The 22,970-nt window shown below is 35.8% G+C and carries 37 protein-coding genes; 23 read left to right on the plus strand and 14 right to left on the minus strand.

Translation table 11 applies throughout. The annotated features are described in order from the left end of the window. Positions 1–73 precede the first annotated feature (73 nt). The 9 genes from B5P42_RS11505 to B5P42_RS11545 all read left to right on the plus strand — a co-directional run bounded on the left by B5P42_RS11505 (position 74) and on the right by B5P42_RS11545 (position 4,839). Positions 74–277 (plus strand): DUF3929 family protein, encoded by a 204-nt coding sequence (locus B5P42_RS11505; RefSeq protein WP_000262495.1) that lies wholly within the window; start codon positions 74–76, stop codon positions 275–277. A gap of 70 nt (positions 278–347) precedes the next feature. Beyond that, the gene (locus B5P42_RS11510; protein ID WP_002088608.1) at positions 348–539 is read left to right on the plus strand and encodes a hypothetical protein; all 192 of its coding nucleotides are present in this window, start codon (positions 348–350) and stop codon (positions 537–539) included. Between the two features lie 96 nt (positions 540–635). Then, positions 636–1,010 carry a GntR family transcriptional regulator gene (locus tag B5P42_RS11515; RefSeq protein WP_113734231.1) on the plus strand — a complete coding sequence of 125 codons (375 nt, stop codon included), beginning with the start codon at positions 636–638 and terminating at the stop codon, positions 1,008–1,010. 3 nt (positions 1,011–1,013) lie between these two features. Then, positions 1,014–1,886, plus strand: coding sequence for an ABC transporter ATP-binding protein (locus B5P42_RS11520; RefSeq protein WP_113734232.1), 873 nt, complete (start codon positions 1,014–1,016; stop codon positions 1,884–1,886). Continuing rightward, positions 1,867–2,535, plus strand: a complete 669-nt coding sequence (locus B5P42_RS11525) for an ABC-2 transporter permease (protein WP_113734233.1) — start codon at positions 1,867–1,869, stop codon at positions 2,533–2,535. The genes B5P42_RS11520 and B5P42_RS11525 overlap by 20 nt, the downstream gene beginning before the upstream one ends. A 14-nt stretch (positions 2,536–2,549) precedes the next feature. After that, entirely contained in the window at positions 2,550–3,122 is a 573-nt protein-coding gene (locus B5P42_RS11530) for an ABC-2 transporter permease (protein ID WP_113734234.1), read from the plus strand. Between the two features lie 49 nt (positions 3,123–3,171). Next, complete coding sequence (locus tag B5P42_RS11535) at positions 3,172–3,795, plus strand: ABC-2 transporter permease (RefSeq protein WP_113734235.1); 624 nt, start codon at positions 3,172–3,174, stop codon at positions 3,793–3,795. Between the two features lie 15 nt (positions 3,796–3,810). Then, positions 3,811–4,404, plus strand: a complete 594-nt coding sequence (locus B5P42_RS11540) for an ABC-2 transporter permease (RefSeq protein WP_113734236.1) — start codon at positions 3,811–3,813, stop codon at positions 4,402–4,404. A gap of 249 nt (positions 4,405–4,653) precedes the next feature. Further along, positions 4,654–4,839 carry a hypothetical protein gene (locus B5P42_RS11545; protein WP_113734237.1) on the plus strand — a complete coding sequence of 62 codons (186 nt, stop codon included), beginning with the start codon at positions 4,654–4,656 and terminating at the stop codon, positions 4,837–4,839. A 169-nt stretch (positions 4,840–5,008) separates the two neighbouring features. Here the strand turns inward: B5P42_RS11545 and B5P42_RS11550 are convergent, their stop codons facing one another. The 5 genes from B5P42_RS11550 to B5P42_RS11570 all read right to left on the minus strand — a co-directional run bounded on the left by B5P42_RS11550 (position 5,009) and on the right by B5P42_RS11570 (position 7,659). Further along, positions 5,009–5,266 carry a DUF3975 family protein gene (locus B5P42_RS11550; protein WP_088034289.1) on the minus strand — a complete coding sequence of 86 codons (258 nt, stop codon included), beginning with the start codon at positions 5,264–5,266 and terminating at the stop codon, positions 5,009–5,011. Between the two features lie 15 nt (positions 5,267–5,281). Next, positions 5,282–5,596, minus strand: a complete 315-nt coding sequence (locus B5P42_RS11555; protein ID WP_002015033.1) for a DMT family transporter — start codon at positions 5,594–5,596, stop codon at positions 5,282–5,284. A 1-nt stretch (position 5,597) separates the two neighbouring features. Further along, positions 5,598–5,930, minus strand: a complete 333-nt coding sequence (locus tag B5P42_RS11560; RefSeq protein WP_000312339.1) for a DMT family transporter — start codon at positions 5,928–5,930, stop codon at positions 5,598–5,600. 71 nt (positions 5,931–6,001) lie between these two features. Then, positions 6,002–6,583: a TetR/AcrR family transcriptional regulator gene (locus B5P42_RS11565; protein WP_002034003.1), complete on the minus strand. Its 582-nt coding sequence runs from the start codon at positions 6,581–6,583 to the stop codon at positions 6,002–6,004. 98 nt (positions 6,584–6,681) lie between these two features. Beyond that, a complete protein-coding gene (locus B5P42_RS11570) occupies positions 6,682–7,659 on the minus strand; it encodes a LacI family DNA-binding transcriptional regulator (protein ID WP_113734238.1) in 978 nt (325 codons plus the stop codon). Positions 7,660–7,975: 316 nt separating this feature from the next. On the opposite strand from B5P42_RS11570, the gene B5P42_RS11575 reads away from it, so the two are divergent. After that, a complete protein-coding gene (locus tag B5P42_RS11575; RefSeq protein ID WP_113734273.1) occupies positions 7,976–8,512 on the plus strand; it encodes a DNA polymerase III subunit delta in 537 nt (178 codons plus the stop codon). A gap of 37 nt (positions 8,513–8,549) precedes the next feature. On the opposite strand, the gene B5P42_RS11580 is transcribed toward B5P42_RS11575, so the two are convergent. Beyond that, positions 8,550–8,933, minus strand: coding sequence for a rhodanese-like domain-containing protein (locus B5P42_RS11580; RefSeq protein ID WP_002015038.1), 384 nt, complete (start codon positions 8,931–8,933; stop codon positions 8,550–8,552). Between the two features lie 170 nt (positions 8,934–9,103). Here B5P42_RS11580 and B5P42_RS11585 point away from each other — a divergent pair, with 170 nt between their 5' ends. Beyond that, positions 9,104–9,940 carry a lipoate--protein ligase family protein gene (locus B5P42_RS11585; protein ID WP_113734239.1) on the plus strand — a complete coding sequence of 279 codons (837 nt, stop codon included), beginning with the start codon at positions 9,104–9,106 and terminating at the stop codon, positions 9,938–9,940. 28 nt (positions 9,941–9,968) lie between these two features. Here the strand turns inward: B5P42_RS11585 and B5P42_RS11590 are convergent, their stop codons facing one another. The 4 genes from B5P42_RS11590 to B5P42_RS11605 all read right to left on the minus strand — a co-directional run bounded on the left by B5P42_RS11590 (position 9,969) and on the right by B5P42_RS11605 (position 12,697). Further along, the gene (locus tag B5P42_RS11590; protein ID WP_113734240.1) at positions 9,969–10,811 is read right to left on the minus strand and encodes a hypothetical protein; all 843 of its coding nucleotides are present in this window, start codon (positions 10,809–10,811) and stop codon (positions 9,969–9,971) included. Between the two features lie 200 nt (positions 10,812–11,011). After that, a complete protein-coding gene (locus tag B5P42_RS11595; RefSeq protein ID WP_113734241.1) occupies positions 11,012–11,680 on the minus strand; it encodes a DUF1048 domain-containing protein in 669 nt (222 codons plus the stop codon). Positions 11,681–11,687: 7 nt separating this feature from the next. Next, entirely contained in the window at positions 11,688–12,374 is a 687-nt protein-coding gene (locus B5P42_RS11600; RefSeq protein WP_113734242.1) for a DUF1129 domain-containing protein, read from the minus strand. Positions 12,375–12,379: 5 nt separating this feature from the next. Then, entirely contained in the window at positions 12,380–12,697 is a 318-nt protein-coding gene (locus B5P42_RS11605) for a PadR family transcriptional regulator (protein WP_000556081.1), read from the minus strand. A gap of 156 nt (positions 12,698–12,853) precedes the next feature. Here B5P42_RS11605 and splB point away from each other — a divergent pair, with 156 nt between their 5' ends. From splB to B5P42_RS11620, 3 genes are all read left to right on the plus strand, one after another. Next, complete coding sequence (gene splB / locus B5P42_RS11610) at positions 12,854–13,879, plus strand: spore photoproduct lyase (RefSeq protein WP_002015042.1); 1,026 nt, start codon at positions 12,854–12,856, stop codon at positions 13,877–13,879. A 133-nt stretch (positions 13,880–14,012) separates the two neighbouring features. Beyond that, positions 14,013–14,441, plus strand: coding sequence for a transcriptional regulator MntR (gene mntR, locus B5P42_RS11615; protein WP_002143106.1), 429 nt, complete (start codon positions 14,013–14,015; stop codon positions 14,439–14,441). 53 nt (positions 14,442–14,494) lie between these two features. Then, positions 14,495–15,142, plus strand: coding sequence for an HAD family hydrolase (locus B5P42_RS11620; protein ID WP_002111771.1), 648 nt, complete (start codon positions 14,495–14,497; stop codon positions 15,140–15,142). An 80-nt stretch (positions 15,143–15,222) separates the two neighbouring features. Here the strand turns inward: B5P42_RS11620 and B5P42_RS11625 are convergent, their stop codons facing one another. Both B5P42_RS11625 and B5P42_RS11630 read right to left on the minus strand, forming a co-directional pair. Beyond that, positions 15,223–15,624 (minus strand): SA1362 family protein, encoded by a 402-nt coding sequence (locus tag B5P42_RS11625; protein WP_002015046.1) that lies wholly within the window; start codon positions 15,622–15,624, stop codon positions 15,223–15,225. Positions 15,625–15,703: 79 nt separating this feature from the next. Then, on the minus strand, positions 15,704–16,624 hold the full coding sequence (locus B5P42_RS11630; RefSeq protein ID WP_002015047.1) for a DUF1385 domain-containing protein: 921 nt from the start codon (positions 16,622–16,624) through the stop codon (positions 15,704–15,706). A 244-nt stretch (positions 16,625–16,868) separates the two neighbouring features. Here B5P42_RS11630 and B5P42_RS11635 point away from each other — a divergent pair, with 244 nt between their 5' ends. From B5P42_RS11635 to efp, 4 genes are read left to right on the plus strand one after another with little or no spacing between them, the layout of a single operon-like run. Continuing rightward, positions 16,869–17,354 (plus strand): YqhR family membrane protein, encoded by a 486-nt coding sequence (locus B5P42_RS11635; protein WP_002015048.1) that lies wholly within the window; start codon positions 16,869–16,871, stop codon positions 17,352–17,354. A gap of 55 nt (positions 17,355–17,409) precedes the next feature. Continuing rightward, positions 17,410–17,850: a type II 3-dehydroquinate dehydratase gene (gene aroQ, locus B5P42_RS11640; RefSeq protein ID WP_002015049.1), complete on the plus strand. Its 441-nt coding sequence runs from the start codon at positions 17,410–17,412 to the stop codon at positions 17,848–17,850. A 4-nt stretch (positions 17,851–17,854) separates the two neighbouring features. After that, complete coding sequence (gene pepQ / locus B5P42_RS11645) at positions 17,855–18,916, plus strand: Xaa-Pro dipeptidase (protein ID WP_002088584.1); 1,062 nt, start codon at positions 17,855–17,857, stop codon at positions 18,914–18,916. A gap of 21 nt (positions 18,917–18,937) precedes the next feature. Further along, on the plus strand, positions 18,938–19,495 hold the full coding sequence (gene efp, locus B5P42_RS11650) for an elongation factor P (protein WP_002033989.1): 558 nt from the start codon (positions 18,938–18,940) through the stop codon (positions 19,493–19,495). A 35-nt stretch (positions 19,496–19,530) separates the two neighbouring features. Here the strand turns inward: efp and B5P42_RS11655 are convergent, their stop codons facing one another. Continuing rightward, the gene (locus B5P42_RS11655; protein WP_016100630.1) at positions 19,531–19,851 is read right to left on the minus strand and encodes a hypothetical protein; all 321 of its coding nucleotides are present in this window, start codon (positions 19,849–19,851) and stop codon (positions 19,531–19,533) included. Then, the gene (locus B5P42_RS11660; protein ID WP_176280945.1) at positions 19,832–20,410 is read right to left on the minus strand and encodes a GNAT family N-acetyltransferase; all 579 of its coding nucleotides are present in this window, start codon (positions 20,408–20,410) and stop codon (positions 19,832–19,834) included. Before B5P42_RS11660 ends, B5P42_RS11655 begins: the two co-directional genes overlap by 20 nt. A gap of 181 nt (positions 20,411–20,591) precedes the next feature. Between B5P42_RS11660 and B5P42_RS11665 the strand changes: the two genes are divergently transcribed. The 5 genes from B5P42_RS11665 to spoIIIAD are packed head-to-tail and all read left to right on the plus strand — an operon-like array spanning position 20,592 to position 22,961. Further along, positions 20,592–20,873: a YqhV family protein gene (locus B5P42_RS11665; protein ID WP_000816054.1), complete on the plus strand. Its 282-nt coding sequence runs from the start codon at positions 20,592–20,594 to the stop codon at positions 20,871–20,873. Positions 20,874–20,900: 27 nt separating this feature from the next. Next, positions 20,901–21,827: a stage III sporulation protein AA gene (spoIIIAA, locus tag B5P42_RS11670; RefSeq protein ID WP_002088576.1), complete on the plus strand. Its 927-nt coding sequence runs from the start codon at positions 20,901–20,903 to the stop codon at positions 21,825–21,827. Then, positions 21,821–22,336 carry a stage III sporulation protein SpoIIIAB gene (gene spoIIIAB / locus B5P42_RS11675; RefSeq protein WP_002088574.1) on the plus strand — a complete coding sequence of 172 codons (516 nt, stop codon included), beginning with the start codon at positions 21,821–21,823 and terminating at the stop codon, positions 22,334–22,336. The genes spoIIIAA and spoIIIAB overlap by 7 nt, the downstream gene beginning before the upstream one ends. Positions 22,337–22,350: 14 nt before the next feature. After that, entirely contained in the window at positions 22,351–22,554 is a 204-nt protein-coding gene (gene spoIIIAC / locus B5P42_RS11680) for a stage III sporulation protein AC (protein ID WP_000020914.1), read from the plus strand. A 23-nt stretch (positions 22,555–22,577) separates the two neighbouring features. Continuing rightward, positions 22,578–22,961, plus strand: coding sequence for a stage III sporulation protein AD (gene spoIIIAD / locus B5P42_RS11685; RefSeq protein ID WP_078172833.1), 384 nt, complete (start codon positions 22,578–22,580; stop codon positions 22,959–22,961). Positions 22,962–22,970: the final 9 nt, after the last annotated feature.

Raw genomic sequence — 22,970 nt, forward strand, 5'->3', positions numbered from 1 at the left:
ATTACTCATTTTTATGTATATGTGAAAAAACGAGCAAGACGGGGGTGGAAGCGTGGGATATCGATGTTATAGAATGGTATACCATTTAGAAAATGGAGAAACAATTAAAGATGTAAAAGAATTTTGTTACCGAGACCAAGGGAAAGTGTTAGAAAGAGTAGCGCACCGTGTAATGGATAATAGAGAAGTGACAGCGATTGATAAACAAGGAACAATCATTTCAATAGCGTGTGAGGACATTGTAAAGGTAGAACTTGATTACATAACAGAAAGTTAACCTTGAGTCATATCGAATTATTCGATAGAATATACTGTTGAATGGTGAAGAGAGAAGAGAGGAGTTTATCATGGGTAATACAAGACACTTTTATATGTTTATTTTAGCGTTTGTTCTTGTTGTGGCGTTAACGATTTATTTAATTGTTGATAGCAGCTGGTACAATACAGTTCATCCAGCATTCCTTCTTTTTATGTATGTAGGAATTGCGGTTGTTAGTTTCGGAATGAGAGACGAAATGTTAGATCGCTTTGAAAAGTGATACATATACGAAAGACCAACAGGAAAATGTTGGTCTTTTTTTCTTGCCAAAAATAGGATGTTTTGTATATACAGTATATACACACTGGAGGAAAACATGAATATTATTATTTCGAATTCTTCCCAAGACCCTATTTATGTGCAAATAAGAAAACAATTAAGCCAGCTTATTTTAAATGGTGGTTTAAAGGGTGGAGACCAATTACCGTCTATTCGTAGCTTAGCGAAGGAATTACAAATTAGTGTAATTACAACGAAGCGTGCATACGAGGAGCTTGAAAAAGAAGGATATATAGAAACTGTTGCTGGGAAAGGGACTTATGTTTCACGTAAAAATAATGAACTACTAAAAGAACAAAGGCTTCGTTTATTGGAAAGTAAAGTGGAAGAGGTTGTAAATGAAAGTAAAGCGTTGCAGCTTTCACTGGAAGAGTTGCAACAGATGATTGCGTGTTTATACAAGGGGGAATAAGAGATGTTAGAGCTAAAAAACGTTTGTAAAACTTATCAAGATTTCTCAGTGAAAAATGTAAGTTTTACATTGCCACGTGGATATATTATGGGATTTATCGGACCGAATGGAGCTGGAAAAAGTACGACGATCAAAATGATTATGAATTTAATCAGAAAAGAGAGCGGTGATATAAAAATTTTTGGTAAGGACAATAAGAAAGCCGAAAAGGAAATAAAACAAAATATTGGTTTTGTATATGATGAAAATCATTATTACGAAGATTTAACGTGTGAGCAAATGAAACGGATTATTGCACCGTTATATAAAAAGTGGGACGAAAAGCAGTATCAATCGTATATGCAGAGATTACAAGTTCCAACGTATAAAAAGATTAAAGAGTTATCCAAAGGGATGAAAATGAAATTTGCGATTGCAATCGCACTTTCACACCATGCGGAATTCATTATTATGGATGAACCAACAGCAGGATTAGATCCAGTTGTTCGAAGTGAATTACTTGATATGCTGCAAGAAATTGTAATGGAAGATGAAGTGTCTGTCTTATTTTCCACACACATTACGACAGACTTAGAACGCATCGCAGATTACATTACATTCATCAATGATGGAGAAATTATATTTGCTGGTGAGAAAGATGAATTAATGGAGAACTACGTAATCGTAAAGGGAAGTAATGATTTATTAGATCGAGAAGGAAAAGAACTATTTGTTGGATTACGAAAAAATAAATTTGGTTTTGAAGGTTTAGCAGAGGATAGACAAGCAATTATAGACTGGTTTGGGCAAGAAGTAATATTAGAAAAACCGACCTTGGATGATATCATCGTTTACACTGCGAAAGGGAGAGGTGCCTATGCGTCAGCTCATATATAAAGATTTATTCTTTTTTCGGGTAACTTGGTTAGTGAATCTGAGTATGCCTCTTTTATTCTTTATATTAGAGCCAGATGGTGAAATGTTATTTCCGATGAGCTGTCTATTTATAACTCTTTCCTCCGTTATGACGTTAATCTTTATGGATGAAAGGAATAAAAGTGACATTATTATAAATAGTTTACCGTTAAGCAGAAAGGATATCATTATTGCTAGATATATTTCCTGTGCAATATTCATTGTAGGGGGCATGGTTTCCACTATGCTAGTTGTTTTTCTTATAAGAGGTATCGCTGTTATTGATGATATCGGTGCATATCATCCTAATTTGTATATTGAAATTCCGTGGTATGGAGTAGTAAATGGGGCTGTTTACGCTTTGGTTTTTGTTGCGGCATTTTTTCCTAGTTATTACGGAACGAAATCAAAGATAGCAAGAAGTATATTGTCAGGAGCATCGATGGCAGTAGGTGGAATTGCATGGATATTTATAGGAGATGGACTGAACGAAACAGCACCATCATTCATTAATTGGATTACGAATCCATCACATCTTGGCGTATTTATAGCTGGAGGAATTATATTGGCTAGTGTGTATATCGCTTCTATGTTTCTAACAATTAAAATCTATGGATCGCGTGATTTATAGAGAGGGGAATTTGCATGAAACAGTTGATTTTGAAGGAGTTTTTCTTACAAAGAAAAATGTTTCTCATCTATTTAATCTTGCCAATATACGGAGCATTCCAAAGCTCTATAGAACCATTTCAATTGGCGTATGTTTGTTTTGTTATATGTCTTTCAATGATTTCAATTTCTTTATCAGTTGAAGAAAAAAATAACACAGAAAAAATATTAGTGAGTTTACCTTTTACTAGAAGAGACATTGTTATTGCGAAATACATGACTACTGTATTTTTTATTGCATTTAGTCTAGTTGTTACATTTGTTTTCTTTGTACTACCTGTATTTGTATTAAGAGAAAATATAAATATTCCGTGGTATGCATTATTTATAGCTATTTTCTTTTCCGTTCTTTATGCTGTTATGATCCTCCCCATAAAATATAGTGGGGATAAGCGAACGGTTACTATCCTTGGAGTAGTTATATTTTTTCTTCTAATAGGCTTGTTAGGGTTTATGTGCAATATATTTGCTGATGAAAGGCTTCTGTTAATGTTTTTTCAATTGCGATTTTTAAAGAGAAGGAGCTTTAATAATTGCATATTTGATTAATAAGAAAAAAATGTTTAATGTTGCGAGATGCCACTAGGAGGTGTAACAAATGATCAAGCAACTAGTTTTAAAAGATATGATGTTGCAAAAAAAGTTAAGCTTTGTGTATCTAATATGCTTGCTTTTCCTTCTCATTGTTGATTTTCGTAGTGATAGTTTTCTGATGACATTTAGCATGTTTATACCTGTTCTTGGAATGATGCTGTCAATGAGTTATGAGGATAAAAATAAAAGTGACATGATAATAAATAGTTTACCGTTGCAGCGTAAAGAAATTGTCATAGCGAAATACATATTTGTAAGTATTTTAGTTGCTTTAGGTGGGATTTTCCCATTTGCTGTTAGTTTAATCCAGTTGCAAAACGAAAATACAACTGTATTTATTCTATGGGGAGCGATTCTCGGAGGAATAACAGGTGGTTTTGTTTATAGCATAATTGTGCTCCCGATTGAATTTGCAGTAGGGTACAACAGCGCAAAACAAATTGCTCCTTTTATCGGAATTGCATTTGGGTATTTAAGTGGACTGATTGTAAGTAAAGTATGGTTAAGTGTAGAAAATGCTTGGAACACTAGTATATTCATAAATATTTGTTTCATAGCAGGGCTGCTTCTTTTATATATCATGTCTATGTTACTCTCAATTCATTTGTATAGTGAGCGTGATTTGTAAGGGGGGAGAATAGCTTTGAAACAATTAATTTTAAAAGATTTCATCATTCAATGGAAATTTTTAATTTGGTACATATTGTATCCTATTTTCTTTTATATGGCTTTAACAGATACGGAAAATCTGTTCATAATTATGGCAGTAATTATTACAATTGGGGCAACAGTAAAAACATTTGAAGCAGATAGTAAAAATGAGAGTGAAGTTATAGTAAATAGTTTGCCAATATTGAGAAAACAAATTGTGTATGCGAAATATATAGTAGCAATTATTATTCTTTTTATAAGCGTAACGGTCGGTTGTTTCACGATGGGAATGAAGAATGGGGTTAACCTATTTGAATTTATTGAAACGACAATGGTTGCTAGTATTAGCTTTATTTTAGTGTATTTAAGTTTTGTTTTACCGATATCGTTTTGGCTAGGGTATAAAAAAACTATTTTTATTACGATAGTAATATTCATGGCGCCGATTGTTATTTTAGAAACTTTGTTTCAAATCAACCTGGAACAAATTCAACTATACAACAGCGTGTTATTCGTTAGTTCAATATGCATGTTCATAGTATCTATCTTCGTTTCAGTGAAATTGTATGAGAAGAGAGAATTTTAAAAGGTGCCTCATAAAAGGCACCTTCTTTAATAACGACAATATGAAAGTAAGAGTTTATAAACAGAGAGGCTATTCGGTACAACATCTTTCGGAGTATGTAATATAAAGCTGAAAACGATGATGAGAATGAGAAAGAGAAAAAATAAAAATAGGATCTGCTTATGTATAGAATTTTGCATATGATCCACTCCTTTTTTAGGTAGTATGTCCAAAAGAAAGGAGGGTATGAAAATTTTAGGAGGGAGAATGATGAACAAAAGAAAGTGGTTATATAGAATAGGGGTACTTTTATTTTCAATTGGTCTCATATTAGCAAATTTTTACTCAGATATACCATCGCCATTTCCTAATTTGCATAAAGGGATTGGTATGAGTGTTGTCCTAGCTGGTCTGCTTTGTCTGATCGCATCAAATTTCTATAGAAAATCTGAATGAATATAAAGTGAAACTTTAATCAGTGGGGGTTTTGTCCATCCCCACTGATTATTAGCCTTCACCAATCGGGCGTTTACGGGCAGTTGATCTCCCACCTAACTCCCTCGCATTCGCCGAATTTTGAGGTGGGGGTCTTACTGCCCGTTAATGCGGGATAAAAAAAGGACAGTTACTTCTTTTCAGAAGAACTGTCCTTTTTAAATAACTTGTTCCATAGCTTGGCGATACTCCATATAATCACGATTGTAATGGAGGCAATAATTGACCAAGCGATAGATGCAATTTCAAGTGCCATGTTAGGAAGGAATGTAAGAATGAATAGTACTTTATGAAACAGCCATTCTATTATATGAAAACTTATTTGTAATAGAATGACGATCCCGAGTGTAATCCATGCTAAGATTTGTTTTCCTTTTTCTTTCCACATGACATTCACCTCACGTTAGCCTAATAATTTTAAGCCAACAGCGCCGCATAGAATGCAGCTTAAGAAGGCAAGGCGACGCCAATCCGCTGACTCGCGGAAAATAAGAATACCGAGAAGTGCACTTCCGGCAGTTCCGATTCCAGTCCAAATTGCGTAAGCAGTTCCCATCGGTAATGTGTTCATTGCAAGAGATAAGAAGAAGAAGCTTACGCCAAAGTTAGCGATTAAAATAACTTTTGGTGCCCAGCCTTTCTTTTCAGTGGCTACTTTCATAAAGAGTACACCAACAATTTCACAAATACCAGCTAGAATTAAAAATACCCAAGCCATTTTATGCGGCCTCCTTCGCTTCTTTTTCTTCTGTTACTCGTTTTAAACCAATTACTCCGAAGAAGATTAAACCAATTAATAAAACTTTTACGATAGAGAAAGGTTCTCCGAAGATGAAAATCTCTGTAAGAACGATTCCACCAGCTCCAATTCCTGTAAAGACTGCGTATACAGTGCCGACAGGTAAATCTTTATATGCTCTAAATAATAAGACGAAACTAATTGTAATTAATAGGGCAACACCAGCCCACTCAAGTGGTGCCTCCGCTTTTTTAAGTCCAATAACCCAAAAGATTTCAATAATACCAGCTATGATTACATAAATCCATGCCATATGTCATTTCTCCTTCCTACCAGTCGTTAGGTAAAGGGCTTAAAAACGACGCATTGCAAAGGAGCAATCCGTCAGTTTGAAAGTCCGCGCCAAAATACTTTCCAAGAAGCTTCTAAACGTGTCTCAAAACGATTTAAACCTGCGTATAGTAGTTCAACCATAAGGCCGTCAAGTAAGCATAAAAAAGCCTCCAAAGCGTCTTTTACTTCAATGTTATGCAGTTCATCTTGTTCGCTTGCTCTTTTAAACACAGGGAATAAAAGTTTTCCGACATTTTCAATGTGTACATTCGCTTTATCAATAATTTGTTCGCGAAATGCATCCGGCGGAAAATAAGAAGTTCGTAACCAAAACATTGATTCTTCACTTTCACCAAATCGTTTTGCATAACCTTTTAACAGATTTACTAGCAATTCTTCAGTAGACGATTTTGAAAAATTTTCGATATCGTCAGTGAAGCTTTGTAAATCTTTTTGAAGAGCGGATTCTAAGCATGTAAAATATAGCTCTTCTTTTCCTTTAAAGTGTGCGTAAATCGATGGTTTTTTAATCCCAACTTCTTGAGCAATATTTGCTAATGAAGTTCCTTCGTAGCCGTAGCGTGCGAAATGAGAAAGTGCTACAGCTTTAATGCGGTTTGCTGTCATTTTCATCCCCTACCTACCGTTCGTTAGGTTCATTATATGAGATAAAAAATATAAAGTCAATAGGTGAAGAACTGAAAAAAGAGTGCTATGGTTGGCACTCTTTTCTAGACTGTTTTTCGCTCAATTAAATGGAATGAAAGTTCTTCTGAGTTTCCAATAATGTGTTCGTTTTGTATCTGTTTATGAAATAAAGAAAAAGCACGTGATCCCATTGTGAGCCCGGGATGCTCAATAGTTGTAATTTCTAATGCTTTTGAAATTTCATGGTTATCAAATCCCAGGATAGCGAGGTCTTCAGGTATGCGAATGCCATGTTTTTTTGCCTCTGTTAATAAACCAGCAGCTACTTGATCGTTCGCTGTGAAAATAGCGGTTGGACGATTTTTCATGTTTAAAATACGATGAAGTATTTTTGCCCCGTCCTGCATCGTATAACATTGATGGAAAATCCAATCAGGGTGTACTGTTTTTCCTTCGTGACGAAGAGTGTCGGCGAAAGCTTTTTCACGCTCGATTGAATTAACACTTGTTTTTCTTGCTAAACAAATGCCGATTTTTTCATGACCTTTACTGAGTAAATAGGAAGTGCCGAGATGGAATCCTTCGTAATGATCTACATAGACAGATGAAATGAGGGGATGGTTCATTTTTTCACATGAAATAATAGGGGCAAATTTTGCGAACGGTTCAATTTGTTCCCATGAACTCGTGCGAGAGCAAATAATCATCCCGTCAAATTGTTTCATTTTCATCATTTCAAGAACGCGAATTTCTTCAATACTATCGTAATTCGTTTGGCATAAATTAATATGATATCCAGCTGCTAACGCTTCGTTTCCGATTCCTTCAATGATCGTGCTAAAGTACGGAAGATTAATAAAAGGTAGCATAACCCCGATTGTATACGTTTTTCCCTTTATTAAATGGATAGCATTTATATTTTTTGCATAGTTCAATTCTTCAACTGCATCTAAAACACGCTTACGCTTTTCTTCTTTTACGTAAGGATGATTATTAAGAACACGAGAAACAGTTGATATAGATACACCAGCAGTTTTTGCAATTTGTTTTATATTGGCCATATGTATCACCTCTTTACTTAATTATAAGGGGAAAATAATAAGAATGAAAAAATCTTGACCTGAAAAGCTTTTCACAATCTATGTTATAAGCATGACTTCTGTTATTCGCGTAACCTTTTTATTTGGGCGTAAGAATAGCGAGGTCTTTTTTGTATGTCTGCAAAGAATTTTTGTCAAAATGTGTGAGAATAACGTGGAAAGTTTTCGGAGGAGGCGTTTGATAACGAAGCGAATAGAAGAGAGTATAAACGCTTCGCTCGTTAAGAGAGCGGTATGAAAGGGCGGAAACAAATTGAAAAAAGGAATCATTTGTTTCGTGTTTTCTAGTGTAATACTTAGCTCATGTTCATTTCAGCAAACGATGCAAGAAGAAAAAACATTTGTAGGAACAACAGGAGGGGCTAAGGAACGTGTTACTGATCCGATTCCCCTAAAGGAACTTCCAAAATATTTTCCGGCAAAGTTTAAAGTTCCAACGTTTTTACCTTATGACATTACGAGTGATGTGAAGGGAGAGGTAAGAACGATGGGAAAGAAGAATGCTGTCTTAACGATTAAATATAAGCAACAAGAGAAAGGAAGGCACGATTATATAGAATTAACAGTGGCCAACTTTTCTTACAGTTTTCCATACCTCGTAGAAGAGAATCGATTTCAAGAACAAATGAAATTGAATAATGGAGCACCTGCTTATTTTAAAAATAAGGATGATTACGAGAGAGGGGACGAATTTGCTACGCTTATATGGAAAGAGAAGGGGATTGAATATCAGCTATTATATCGTAATGTAGATGAGAAAGCTGAAGATGTGATTAAACAAAATCTGCTGTACATTGCGAACAATATGGAATGAAAAAACTAGCTGTATCGTGCAGCTAGTTTTTTGTATATTATTTCTTTTTAATTTTTCCTGACCAAGATTTAAATCCACCTTTTAATTGGTAGAAATCTGTGTAGCCTTGTTTTTTTAAGTATTGAGCTGCACGACCTGTACGGAATCCGCTTTGGCAATATAAATAAACCGGTTGATCTTGGCGAAGTTCTTTGTGGCGAAGGCGAATTTGTGATAATGGAATGTTACGCGCACCTAAAATATGTCCCGCGTTAAATTCATCCGCTTCGCGAATATCGATAAGCTGTGCTTTACGGTAGCCAGCGCGAAATTCATCTTCTGAAAGTGTTTTAATTAATTTTTTCTGATAGAAATACATCCATACAGTGTAGCCGATGAATGCTGCAATTGCGGCTAGTATAATAATCAAGTTTGTTGACACGATTCTATCGCTCCCTTTTTTCTTATCCTACTTTCAATATTATAATGCCCATATGTATTTATGCAACAGATTCATTTGTATATAAGAAGAAATTTCGTATTCTTTCACAAATTTTGTCGAATTTGGTAGACTAGAGAATGTGAAAAATAATTGGTTATATGAGGTGCAGGATGGGAAAAGAAAAATGGTGTTATATTAACTCTGGTCAATGTTCACCAGCATTTAATATGGCGTTAGATGAATGTTTATTAAATTGGCAAAGTGCAAAGAAAATGTCACCAACAATTCGTTTTTATGAATGGGAAGTACCAACATTAACAGTCGGGTATTTCCAGCGTGTTGAAAAAGATATAAATATGGATGTAGTTAACGAAAAGAAATATGGATTCGTTCGTCGTCAAACAGGCGGCAGGGGTGTACTACATGACAAAGAATTAACGTACAGTGTTATTGTGTCTGAAGATCATCCGAATATGCCAAAAACAGTTACAGAAGCATACCGCGTTATTTCGCAAGGCTTATTAGACGGTTTTAAGGCGTTAGGATTAGAAGCGTATTATGCAGTTCCGAAAACAGAAGCGGATCGTGAGAATTTAAAAAATCCGCGTTCAGGAGTATGTTTTGATGCACCATCTTGGTATGAAATTGTAGTTGAAGGAAGAAAAATCGCAGGTAGTGCTCAAACACGTCAAAAAGGTGTTATTTTACAGCACGGTTCTATTCCGTTAGAAATAGATTTAGATGAGTTATACGATCTATTTTTATTCCCGAATGAACGTGTAAAAGAGCGTATGAAAAATATGTTTTCTTCTAAAGCGGTAGCGATTAATGAGTTGACAGACCGTACATTTACGATTGAACAGTTAATTAAAGCGTTTGAAACTGGATTTGAAAAAGGTTTAGATATAGAGCTTGTGCCGTATGAACTAACAGAAGAACAGCTTCATGAAGTTCAAACTTTAGCAAAAGAGAAGTATGAAAGTAATGAATGGAATTATAAAAAATAAGGAGATGGCGACCGCCATCTCCTTATTTTTATAGTAAATTAAGTACTTTTTCTACTTTGATTCCTTTATCTTGTAAAGAACGAAGGCGATTTACAACGTCCATAATTTCTTTGTCGAATGTAACGCTAATACCTTGGCTTTGTAGCTCTTTTTTTAATCCTTCAATAGAATCATCTATGTCGATGCCAAGCTCGTAATCTTGACAAACTTCAATTGTCTTTTTCACAAGTTTAACATAATTTTCTTGTAGTTTTGTATTTGTTTCAGTCAAAGCAGGTTGCTTCGGTTTTGCAGGAGTAACCGGTGCTGTCTCTTGCTTTGTAACTGGAGTAGGTACTGATTTTTTCACAGGTGCTGGAGTAGATAGTTCTACAGCTGCTTCAACACTTACTGACTTCGGTGTTGGTACCGGAGTAGGCTTAGGTGTTATAGCGGGTGTTTCTACTCGCGTAACAGGTTTTAGAGCAGGTGTAACTGCTTTTGGAGCTTCTACAACTACTTCTTTTTTCGGAGTAGCTTCTACAACTGTTTCTTCTTGCTCAGCAGCTTCTTTATTTTCTTTGCTCCACATAACGCGTTCAACTTCTAGAGAAACATTGTTTTTGTTCATCGCTGTTAATGTAACTTTACCAACCTCAGCGTTCCCAGTGAAATCAACAATTTTATAAATAACACTCTTGTTCCAATCCACGTTTCCGCTCAAAAATAATTCTTCGTTACATTTCGGCGTTAAGCCCTCGATTTTAATTTCTGCGTTTACACCGTTTTCACTATATACCATAATTAGCGAAGCATTTACATCTTCGTCTGCTAACATTAGTTCACGTACCATTTTGCCGGTGCGTACTTGCGTTTTCTTCTTAACTGACATCTAATTTCTCCTCTCAAAAATTCAGTAATAATAAAAAAATCGTATAACGAAAAATAATTGCTCACGAAGATTTATGATACCGATAATAAAAGCATCACGTCAACAATTAACTTTAATTATTTTGCATTTTTCTTATTTTCTTTATGAAATTTTTCAATTTGTAAAATTATACAGAAGAAAAACAGCCGTTTGAAGGGCTGTTAAAATTTAGATGTTTTATATAAAAATTTATATAGAATGTAAAAAGAAAGTGTAATAAGGGCACCTTGCCAAATTGATAAATTATAAAATAAGTACGGCTGTGTTTTAAAAAATACGTTTGAAAAGATTGATAAGACAAAAGGTATGAACGCTGATAGTATGAGGAGTACTTTTTGGTGCCAAGATACTAGTATTGTAAAAGAAAAACGTCTGAATAACGAAAAAGTTATGAAAGAACCAATTGTTAAAACGATAGCAGATAATATTGTTCCGGGAATACTAAATGGAATTCCTGAGTGATTTGTATCTGTAAATAGTTTTTGCATAAGAGTAGTAAATGTATCGTATCCAATTTGAATAGCTAACAATAAACTAACTGCAAACCCAATAACAGCGGTTTGTTGGAAAAAATTTTGATGTTCTGAAGAATTAATTAATTCATCACAGTAAGCTTTTAAATCTTCTCCGAAAATATCATGAGCATTTTTATCATCTTCTTGTGCTTCTAAAAGATGGTCTAATATTTCTAATAGCAGTTCTTCCATTTGCTTTTGCGGAACGCTAGTAAAGCGTAAATAAATAAGCATATCACCATAAGCAGCTTCGTTTTCAGGTGTTAATAATTTTCTTTTTTCATTGTTTAACTTAACCATTTCTTTTTCGGTCATAACCTCGTTACTCCTTTTTAAATTCTAAGTATTCTTTTTTGAAGAAAAGTTTATATAGTGCATAGCAAGAGATGGCAAGTAAAGCGCCAATCCAAGGTGAAATTTGCAAAGTAGTATAGGGCTTTTTTATAAATAAAAAGGAAATACCGATTAATAGTATCCATAGGCTATGGCGTATTAAAAAACTTCCTATATGCCTCCAAATAGTTGTTGTGTTTTTAAATAAATCAGTGTTAATAAAATCGAAAATAAAACGTATCATAAGATGTACCGACAAGATAAATGCGAGCAGATAAATGAAATCAATGTGTACAAATTTAAAACGTGCTTCATTTGAAAATAAGGGAAATACCAATGCAATTACGGAAGAAATAGCTAAGTATATTGCTAACAGGTAACTAGTTATAAATAAAGGAATCGATAATTGTTCCCATAAACTTTGCTTCGGTAGAGCAGCAATTAGCTCGTCACAGTACGCCTGTAAGTCGTCGCCAAAAATATCATAAGCACTTTTTTCTTCTTGCTGGGCTTCAATAAGGTGATCTAGAATTTCAATTAGCAGTTCTTCTGCTTGGTACTCTGGCACTTTAGCTAGGCGGATGTATATTAACATGTCACTATAGGTGGTTTCATTTTCTGCATTTAATAATTTACGCTTTTGATTATTTAATTCGATTAAATCTTTCGCTTTCATCCCTATCACTCCCCTTGTAATAAGTTGTTTACCGTCGTTGAAACCATTCCCCAACTTTTTTTAAATTCTTCAAGTTGTTCTAATCCCTTATCAGTTACGTGATAATATTTTCGCTTCGGTCCAAGAGAGGAAGCCTTTAATGTACCTTCAATAAGTTTCTCTTTTTGCATGCGTAACAATAAAGGATAGATGCTTCCTTCACTTACGAATGTAAAGCCGTGTTTATTTAATTTTGTACTTAGTTCATATCCGTACACTTCTTCTTGTGAAATGATATATAGAATGCAACCTTCTAGTACACCTTTTAACATTTGGCTGTGCATGATTTCACCACCTTTTATCCAGGTAACTTGCGTTGCAAGGTAGCTGTTATCCAAATTATAACAGTCAGTAACTTGCAACGCAAGTTACTGAAGTGGAAAACTTTAATCTGTGTTAATTTTCATGTGCTTCCCATACTAATGAGAGGAGGGAAGCACATGAAACCATTTATGCCAAAACTCGTTTACTTTGAACCGAGGGCACTCGAATATCCGCTTGGAAAAGAGCTTTATGAGAAGTTTACGAAGATGGGATTAGAAATCCGTGAAACGACATCACACAATCAAATTAGAAATTTTCCAGGGGAAAATGAATTGCAAAAGTATCGTAATGCAAAAGCAACACTTGTCGTTGGGGTGAGGAAGACGTTAAAGTTCGATACATCAAAACCTTCAGCTGAATATGCAATTCCGCTTGCAACAGGGTGTATGGGACATTGTCATTATTGCTATTTGCAAACGACACTTGGGAGTAAACCTTACGTAAGGGTGTATGTGAATCTAGATGAAATCTTTGAGAAGGCAAAGCAATATATGGATGAAAGGGCCCCTGAAATAACAAGATTTGAAGCGGCGTGTACATCAGACATCGTTGGAATTGATCATTTGACACATGCATTAAAGCGGGCGATAGAGTTTATCGGAGAAAGTGAACATGGACGTTTACGCTTCGTTACCAAATATTCGCATGTTGATCATTTATTAGATGCAAAGCATAATGGGAAAACGCGTTTTCGATTTAGTATTAATTCACGTTATGTTATTAAAAATTTTGAACCAGGGACATCGCCATTTGAAGAGCGAATTGAGGCTGCTCGTAAAGTAGCGGGGGCTAATTATCCTCTTGGCTTTATTGTTGCGCCAATCTATATGCATGAAGGGTGGGAAGAAGGGTACCGTGAATTGTTTGAACGATTGTACAATGCGTTAAAAGACATGACGATACCAAATTTAACGTTCGAATTAATTCAACATCGTTTTACGAAACCAGCCAAAAAAGTCATTCAAGAACGTTATCCGAATACGAAACTTGAAATGGATGAAGAGAAGCGGAAATATAAATGGGGACGATACGGTATTGGGAAATACGTATATCAAAAGGATGATGTGGAAGTATTAGAAGAAACAATACGAGGTTATATATATGAGTATTTTCCCGATGCAGAAATTCAATATTTTACATAAGGGGAATCTGGATTCTTTTTTTGTTTTATATATTTAGGCTCGTTTCCACCTTGTCACGTTATTCTTTCTGGTGTATCATTTTATTGATTGCTTCGTACGGAATAAGCAAAATGAAATTGGATGGAGGAAACCGATGCCTACCCCTAGTATGGAAGATTATATTGAACAAATTTATTTGTTGATTGATGAAAAGGGTTATGCCCGTGTATCTGATATTGCTGAAGCGCTTAGTGTACATCCATCCTCTGTAACAAAAATGGTACAAAAATTAGACAAAGACGAATATCTAATTTATGAAAAATATAGAGGGCTTGTATTAACATCAAAAGGTAAAAAAATCGGAGAACGTCTCGTATATCGTCATGAATTGTTAGAACAGTTTATGCGCATTATCGGTGTGGATGAAAGCAAAATTTATAATGATGTAGAAGGAATTGAACATCATTTAAGTTGGGAATCAATTGACCGTATCGGTGATTTAGTACAATACTTTGAACAAGATGAAGTTCGAGTAAAAACACTTCGTGGTGTTCAAAAAGCAAATGAAGAGAAAAGTAATTAAGGGGAACGTGTGGCGTTTCCTTTTTTATTTCAATCGAAAAGGATGGGAGAATAATGAAAGCAATTATTTTTGATTTTGATGGATTAATTGTGGACACAGAAACAATATGGTTTCACTCTTTCAGAGATGCTGTTCGTGAATACGGCGGTGAGTTACCTTTAGAGGAATTTGCAAAATGTATTGGAACGACAGATGAAGTGCTTTATGCATATTTAAAAGAGCAATTAAAAGAAAAATTTAACGAGCATGCATTAAAGGGAAAAGTAACAACTTTACATAAAGAGAAAATGAAAATACCAAAAGCGCGTGACGGGGTAAAAGAATATTTAGAAGAAGCGAAAGAACTTGGATTGAAAATCGCATTGGCCTCTAGTTCATCTAGGGAGTGGGTCGTTCGTTTTTTAGAAGAGCTACAAATTAGAGATTATTTTGAAGTGATTAAAACGCGAGAAGATGTAGAGAAGGTAAAACCAGATCCAGCTCTTTATAAAGTTACGATAGAAGAATTAGGAATTGAACCATCAGAAGCTGTTGTATTTGAAGATTCATTAAATGGATTGAAAGCAGCGGTGGCAGCAGGATTAAAGTGTGTCGTCGTACCTAATGATGTGACAAGAAATTTGCAATTTGAAAACCATCACCTTCGTATCGAAAGTATGAAAGAGAAAAGTTTGAAAGAAGTGCTTCAACATATAAAGTGAAACTTTAATCAGTAGGGTTTTTCGCATCTTCCACTGATTATTAGCCCCGCACCAACCGGGATAAAAAAAGACCGTATTTCCTAAAAGGAAGCACGGTCTTTCTTTTTGTTTTTTTTACCTTCAATGACAGTTAAATGAGATTGTTTTCTTTTTCTTTTCAACGATGGAGAATTACCCTTTTTCCCCTTGTCATCAGAAGCATTTCGTTTCAAGAAAGAATTGCTTAGGGGTGCTACATTTTGTTTCCCGTGTTTGCGGTTCGATTGTTTCGCTGCACGCTTATATGAGCTTTGCGAATTTGCAGAACCACTAGAGTTTGTAAACATTTTGTAGAGTAAGTAAAAGATACCGACGACAGCTAACATGATACCAATGTTTTTCAATACTTCCATTGGATTTGTAATAACAGATGAAACAAGGCCGAATATTGCCAATCCGATAATAAGCACAAATATAGCGAATGTAAACGAACGACCGTTCATAAGGGACACCTCCTAAAAACATATATTAAAATTAGTATATTAACGATGAGGAAAGGAGTTGAACACCATTTTAAAATAATTATTGTTTGTTTTCTAAACGTAATAATTCTTCAAACGATGCGATTGCAACTTCCGCTTGATCATCTGTTGGTTCTTTCGTTGTTAATAGTTGCAGCCATAATCCTGGATATCCAAGTACTCGTAAAACAGGGACATCTCGTAATCGATTGGTAAATTGTAATACTTCAAAAGAAATACCGAGAACAACTGGAATTAATAAAATTCGGTTTACTACCCTTGCCCAAAGCGGATCTGTAGGGACGAGGAAATAGACAAACATTCCAATAATGACTGTAAATATAATAAAGCTACTGCCACAGCGATAATGGAGGCGAGTTTGCTTTTGAACATTTTCTACAGTCAGTGGAAGATTATTCTCATAAGCATTGATTACTTTATGTTCCGCACCGTGGTACTGAAATACCCGCTTAATAAGTGGGGTTAAAGAAATGAAGTATATATAGCTCAATAATAGCATGAGCTTAATGACACTTTCGACAATGATTTGCCCTGTATGAGATGGGAAAATCGGTCTCGTTAATTCAGCTAAAAGTGCAGGAACTGCTGTGAAAATTACTTTACCGAATATGAACGATAAAACGCCAACTGCTGCAACTCCTAATACCATCGTTAATTTTGATTGTTCTTCTTTTTTATTTGCAAGTTGTTCATCTTCTTCTGGGTGGACATCAAATCGTTCTGAAGCAAAGTTTAAATGTTTCGCTCCATTCGCACTTGCATCCACAATAGCGGCAATACCTCGTAAAAATGGAATTTTCTTTAGTAGAGATAATGCTTTATTACGAACGCGTGGTAAACGATAAAATTCAATCGATTTATCTTTACGACGAACCGCTGTAACAGTATATTCTCTACCGCCAAACATAACTCCTTCTATGACTGCCTGCCCGCCATATATTTGTTTTGACTCTTCTGCCATGTTAACACCAACCTGTATTTGTTTCTCTCTTATGTAGAAAAAGAGGCAATTGTCATACTTGGTTTTGTCATCTTGAAATAAGACAATCACCGAGTTTCCTTTATTTTATCGACAAATACAGGCAGATGACAAGGGAAAATGTTACGAGAGTCGGACATTTCTTATTCTTTTTATAGACAAATTTTGCAGGATTTAAACATGCCTCAAAATAGTTTCGGGCATACTATTGAGCGGAGGTGTCAATGTGAATCAAGAACAATCAACAATAAGAAACTTTGTACAAATTGGTTTATTTGGTGGCTTATTTTGGGGAGGTATATGGTATTTCCTTCATATATTCTCATTTACAGAAGCTGGACCTAACTATTTACTTTTACCGTTTGCATTTGGAGATTGGAAAGAAGGGGTTTGGGGAAATGTACTAGGTATCGTTTGTATGGGACTTCTTTCAATTTTAGTGGCATTTCTCTATAAAGCCCTTTTTAAAAAGTTTGAAGGAGTATTCCCTGGCGTACTATACGGTTTGTTTTGGTGGGCATTATTATTTTTGGGGATGGGGCTAATGGCACCTGTTATTAAAAGTGCACTCCATTTACCGAAAGAAACAATTGTAACGACAATATGTATCTTTATATTATATGGTGTTTTTATTTCGTATTCTGTAGCATTCGAATCGAATAATACAAATAGAGGAGAAGGGGTCGAGAAGACAAACTATTCAAATAAGTGATTCCTATGTTAAAATGTCGTATAGACATTTTTTAATATTAAGGAGTTTTAAGAAAATGAAAAAGTTACTCCTCGTAAATGGTCCTAACCTAAATCGCCTTGGCGTTAGGGAAGTAAATGTATACGGAAAAGGAACGTTAGCGACGCTTGAAACAGATATGAAACACGAAGCAGAGAAAATGGGAGTGGAGTTAGAATGTTTCCAATCGAATCATGAAGGTGCTATTATCGATCGTCTTCATGAGGCTGAAGATATATATGAAGGGATCATTTTAAATCCTGGAGCATTTACGCATTATAGCTATGCGATTCGAGATGCAATTGCGAGCATTTCGATCCCTGTTATTGAAGTACATATTTCTAACATTCACCAGCGTGAATCGTTCCGTCACGAATCTGTGACGGCGGCTGTTTGTGCGGGACAAATTGTTGGATTTGGTTTTTATGGCTATAAGTTAGCGTTATTTGCATTAATGGAGAAATTGAGGGAGGCATAAAGTAATGGAAAAGATCGGGAGATTAAGAAGTGCGTTTGATGAGGCTGGTATTGACGGTATCGTATTAACGAATGAACATAGCCGTAGATATATGGCGAATTTCACAGGAACAGCTGGTGTTGTACTAATTTCAAAAGAGCGTGCTCTATTTATTACAGATTTCCGTTATGTAGAGCAAGCTAGTAAGCAAGCGGTTGGATACGAAATAGTGCAGCATCCAGGATTAATTCTTGATGAAGTTGCGAAACAAGTTAAAGAACTTGGAATTCAAAAGCTAGGCTTTGAGCAAGATACTCTTACATATAGCTCTTACGTAACGCATAATGAAGCGATCGAAGCTGAATTCATCCCAACTTCTGGGCTTGTAGAAAAGTTACGCTTGATAAAGACTGATTCAGAGATTAAGATATTAAAGGAAGCTGCACAGATTGCAGATGCTGCCTTTGAGCATATTCTATCATTCATTCGCCCGGGAGTATCTGAAATTGAAGTGTCAAATGAACTTGAATTTTTCATGAGAAAACAAGGAGCAACATCTTCTTCGTTTGATATTATCGTTGCTTCAGGTCTTCGTTCGGCATTACCGCACGGCGTGGCATCTGAAAAAGTGATAGAAAAAGGAGATTTCGTTACATTAGACTTCGGCGCTTATTACAAAGGATATTGCTCTGATATTACTCGTACGATTGCAGTCGGTGAACCATCTGATAAATTAAAAGAAATTTATAATATCGTTTTAGAAGCACAACTACGTGGTGTGAACGGTATTAAAGCTGGTTTAACGGGTCGTGAGGCTGATGCATTAACGCGTGATTACATAACGGAAAAAGGATATGGTGAATACTTCGGACACTCTACTGGTCATGGAATCGGTCTTGAAATCCATGAAGCACCAGGTTTAGCGTTCCGTTCTGATACAGTACTTGAACCAGGTATGGCTGTAACAGTAGAACCAGGTATTTATATTCCAGGTGTTGGCGGGGTACGTATTGAAGATGATATCATTGTAACAAGTGAAGGCAATGAAGTAATAACGAAATCACCAAAAGAACTTATTATTTTGTAATACACAGGAGGATTTTTTTACATGATTTCAGTAAACGATTTTCGTACAGGTTTAACAATTTCAGTGGACAATGCCCTTTGGCAAGTAATGGATTTCCAACACGTAAAGCCAGGTAAAGGTGCTGCATTCGTTCGCTCTAAACTACGTAACCTTCGCACAGGATCTGTTCAAGAGAAAACATTCCGTGCAGGTGAAAAAGTAGAAAAAGCACACATCGAAAACCGTCGTATGCAATACTTATACGCGAGCGGTGAGTCTCACGTATTTATGGATAACGAAACTTATGAGCAAATCGAACTTGGCGAAAACCAAATCGAGCGCGAATTAAAATTCTTAAAAGAAAACATGGGAGTATCTATTATGACATACCAAGATGAAGTACTTGGTGTTGAGCTTCCGAACACAGTTGAATTAACAGTGTCAGAAACAGAGCCTGGTATTAAAGGTGACACAGCTTCTAACGTAACAAAACCAGCTAAATTAGAAACTGGTCTTGTTGTACAAGTACCAATCTTCATTAACGAAGGCGAAATGCTTATCATCAACACTGGTGAAGGTAAATACGTTTCTCGTGCATAGTAGAAAAGCACTCGTGATTATCACGAGTGCTTTTTTTATAGGAAGTAGGGAAGATAGTAAATTGCAGTTATAACAAAACTAACTGTGACGAGTGAAAGGGTACCCATAATATATGGAGTCAAAACAATTTGAAACGGGCGTATTTCACCAGTTTCAATACCGGTAAAAGTTTTATTCGTTACATGATCCATATTGTTATTTCTAAAGTTACTCATAATAATTAACCACGTAATTGCAAATATTGCTAGACTGCCAAGGAAAAAGCTCTCCAAAAATGACCAGCCGACCATTTTTGAAAAAAGATAAATAATAGCTAATTCTACTACAATTGTTAAACTAATTTTTAATGCTTTCATATTTTCCCCCCTCATTTTGTACGTCCAGCCAATTTGAAAAATTCTTGCGTGATACGACATGTAGTGAGCAAGGTGACTTTACTTCTTTCTCAAGTGCAGCATGTTCGCCTGGAAACTTGTTTTCCACATGCAATGAAATATAAGGTAGTTTCTCTTGCGCCTTTAAAGAGCGAATGTTAGTCGTTTTGGCACCAGCGAATACGTATGTGAGTTGTAAGTCTAAGAAAGCAACTTTAAAGATTTCTTTTTTAGCGGCCTCGTTATATCCTTTTCCCCAGTATGGATAGCCGATCCAACTGCCAATGTGAGATTGCTTTTTCTCATAATTAATATGTTTAAGTGTGGTGAGGCCAATTATTTCATTTTCTTCATTTACAATCACTCTTGATAAGGAGTGCTTTTTTCGTTCCTCTTCAATTGCAAAAAGAATGAATGTTTTTGTATCTTCCACTGATTCTACTTTTAGCCCTAATGCATTTTTTACATGTGGATTGCTTGATAGCTCAAAAATCACATTTGCATATCGTAAATCGAGCGGTAATAAAGTAACTTGCTTCATCATCTATGCTCCTTTTCTATTAAATATACCATAAATTAATTAGAATATTCAGTTTTAGATTAAGTCGATAGAGAAAAATTATGTTTTTACTTCTGAAATAGACAACCTCTGCATATGGTTGTACAAATATATTCTTTTTCAGAATAAGGAAGTAGTAACTGTTATGGGAGAAGGTGGGAGAATGAAACAGTGGCTAGCGGCAATGGAAACATCCGTGCTTGTTATGGGATTACTTCGGTTGTTTTCAGGAAGCGCGGAAATATTCGCCGCTTTGCTTATGCTTTACGTGAATGATGCGAAGAAAGCATTGTTTATAAATGGTATGTTGGCGTTTGTTGGACCGACCGTATTAATTTTAACAATGACAATTGGCATAGCGAGTGTAGCAAGTGAGATTTCTTTCTTGAAACTCTTTTTTCTAGCACTTGGAATTGGCTGCATTTTTATCGCGTTGTTGAAATAGTAAGTCGAGTATAGTGGGGAGAAGCTTATGAAAGAAGTATTAGAAGTTTTACCGAAAACGATGAAACAGTTAGTTGAAGGCTGTAAACAATACGATACTCTAGAGGAAATTCGCGTTCGAATTGGAAGGCCACTAGAGTGTATCGCACATGGAGAAGTGTTTTTCTATGACTATATCGCTACAGCGGAAGATGCGATCCATTTATTGAATAAATTAAGCCAATTCTCAATTTATACGATGGAAGAGGAATTGAAACGTGGATATGTGACACTACGAGGAGGACATAGAATTGGCCTAGCTGGAAAAGTCATTACAGAAAAAAGTGCAGTGAAAATGATTCGGGATGTCTCTTCTTTTAATATTCGTATTGCCCGTCAAAAAATAGGGATTGCTGAGCCGCTTCTGCCATATCTTTATGAATCGCGATGGTTAAACACGATGGTAATTGGCCCACCGCAAACGGGGAAAACAACACTTTTAAGAGATGTAGCACGCTGTATGAGTCAAGGTGTAAGTGCTTCGAAAATTCCTTCATGTAAAGTGGGGATTGTTGATGAACGATCAGAAATTGCGGGTTGTGTGAAAGGAATCCCGCAATATGACTTTGGCGTGCGAGTAGATGTATTAGACGCTTGTCCAAAAGCTGAAGGAATGATGATGATGATTCGTTCTATGAGCCCAGACATATTAATCGTAGATGAAATTGGACGTAAAGAAGATAGTGAAGCGATTATGGAGGCGGTACATGCAGGTGTTCAGCTTTTTATAAGTGCACATGGATTTTCTTATGATGACGTTGTGAAACGTCCATCGTTACAGGCGGTGCTGGAACTTGGTGTATTTGATAGGTTTGTGGAATTATCAAAAGCGAGAGGGCCAGGAACAGTTATGCAAGTGAAAGATAGAGATGGAAAACCAGTATTATCCCATAGAAAGGTTCAAGGCGTATGGTGAAAATATTTGGTGCGGTATTAATAGTTGCTGTTAGCACTTTTTTCGGATTTTCATACGCTAAAAGGTACAGTGAGAGACCGCGGCAACTTAGGTTATTGAAGGCAGCATTGCAATCATTAGAAGCTGAAATTATGTATGGACACACGCCGTTATCTGAGGCTGCAGAGCGTTTAGTCAAACAAATGCCGAAGCCGTTAAATTGGATATTTCAAAGCTTTTCGAAACGGCTAGAGGACGGGGAGCAAACAGTTAGAGAAGCTTGGATTGATAGTTTGAAGGAGAACTGGACGTTAACGGCGTTTAAACAAACCGAGTATGAAATCTTACAACAATTTGGTGAAACACTTGGACAACATGATCGTGAATCACAGCAAAAACATATTCGCTTATGTATTACACATTTGGAGAGAGAAGAAGGAGAAGCGAAAGCATTACAACTACAATATGAAAAAATGATAAAGAGTTTAGGGGTACTAGCAGGGCTACTTATCGTAATTTTACTGCTATAGGGGGGAGAAAGGCGATGTCCATTGATGTTGGATTAATATTTCAAATCGCCGGAATCGGCATTGTTTTAGCTTTCATTCATACTGTACTAAAAGAATTAAAGCGAGAGGATATTGCAAATTGGGTTATCCTTGTCGGTTTTGTCGTTATTTTGTTTCATGTTGCATTTTTAATTAATACTCTATTCGACAAGATTAAAAGTGTCTTTCTCTTCCAGTAAAGGAGGCGGTTCGAATCGAAATTATACAAATTGTCGGATTAGGCCTCGTTGCTACATTTTTAGCTGCTGTTTTAAATCAGCATAAGTCTAGTATTACATCGTTATTTATTGTGTTCATTGGTAGCATGATGTTTCTTCTCTTAATCGATCAAATTCATTCTATTTTACAAATGATTGAGAGAGTGGCGAGTGAAGCGAAGGTTAGCAACGTATATGTAGAAACGTTATTGAAAATTATAGGGATTGCTTATATCGCTGAGTTTGGTGCGCAAATTACAAAGGATGCTGGTCAAGGTGCAATCGCTTCGAAAATTGAATTAGCTGGGAAAATCTTAATTCTCGTCATGGCAATTCCTATTTTGACGGTTGTAATTGAAACAATTCTCGGTTTTTTACCTACGGGATAAGGGGGAGTG

Origin of the sequence: Bacillus sp. SRB_331 (genome assembly GCF_003264175.1) — a bacterium.
Taxonomy (GTDB): Bacteria; Bacillota; Bacilli; order Bacillales; family Bacillaceae_G; genus Bacillus_A; species Bacillus_A mycoides.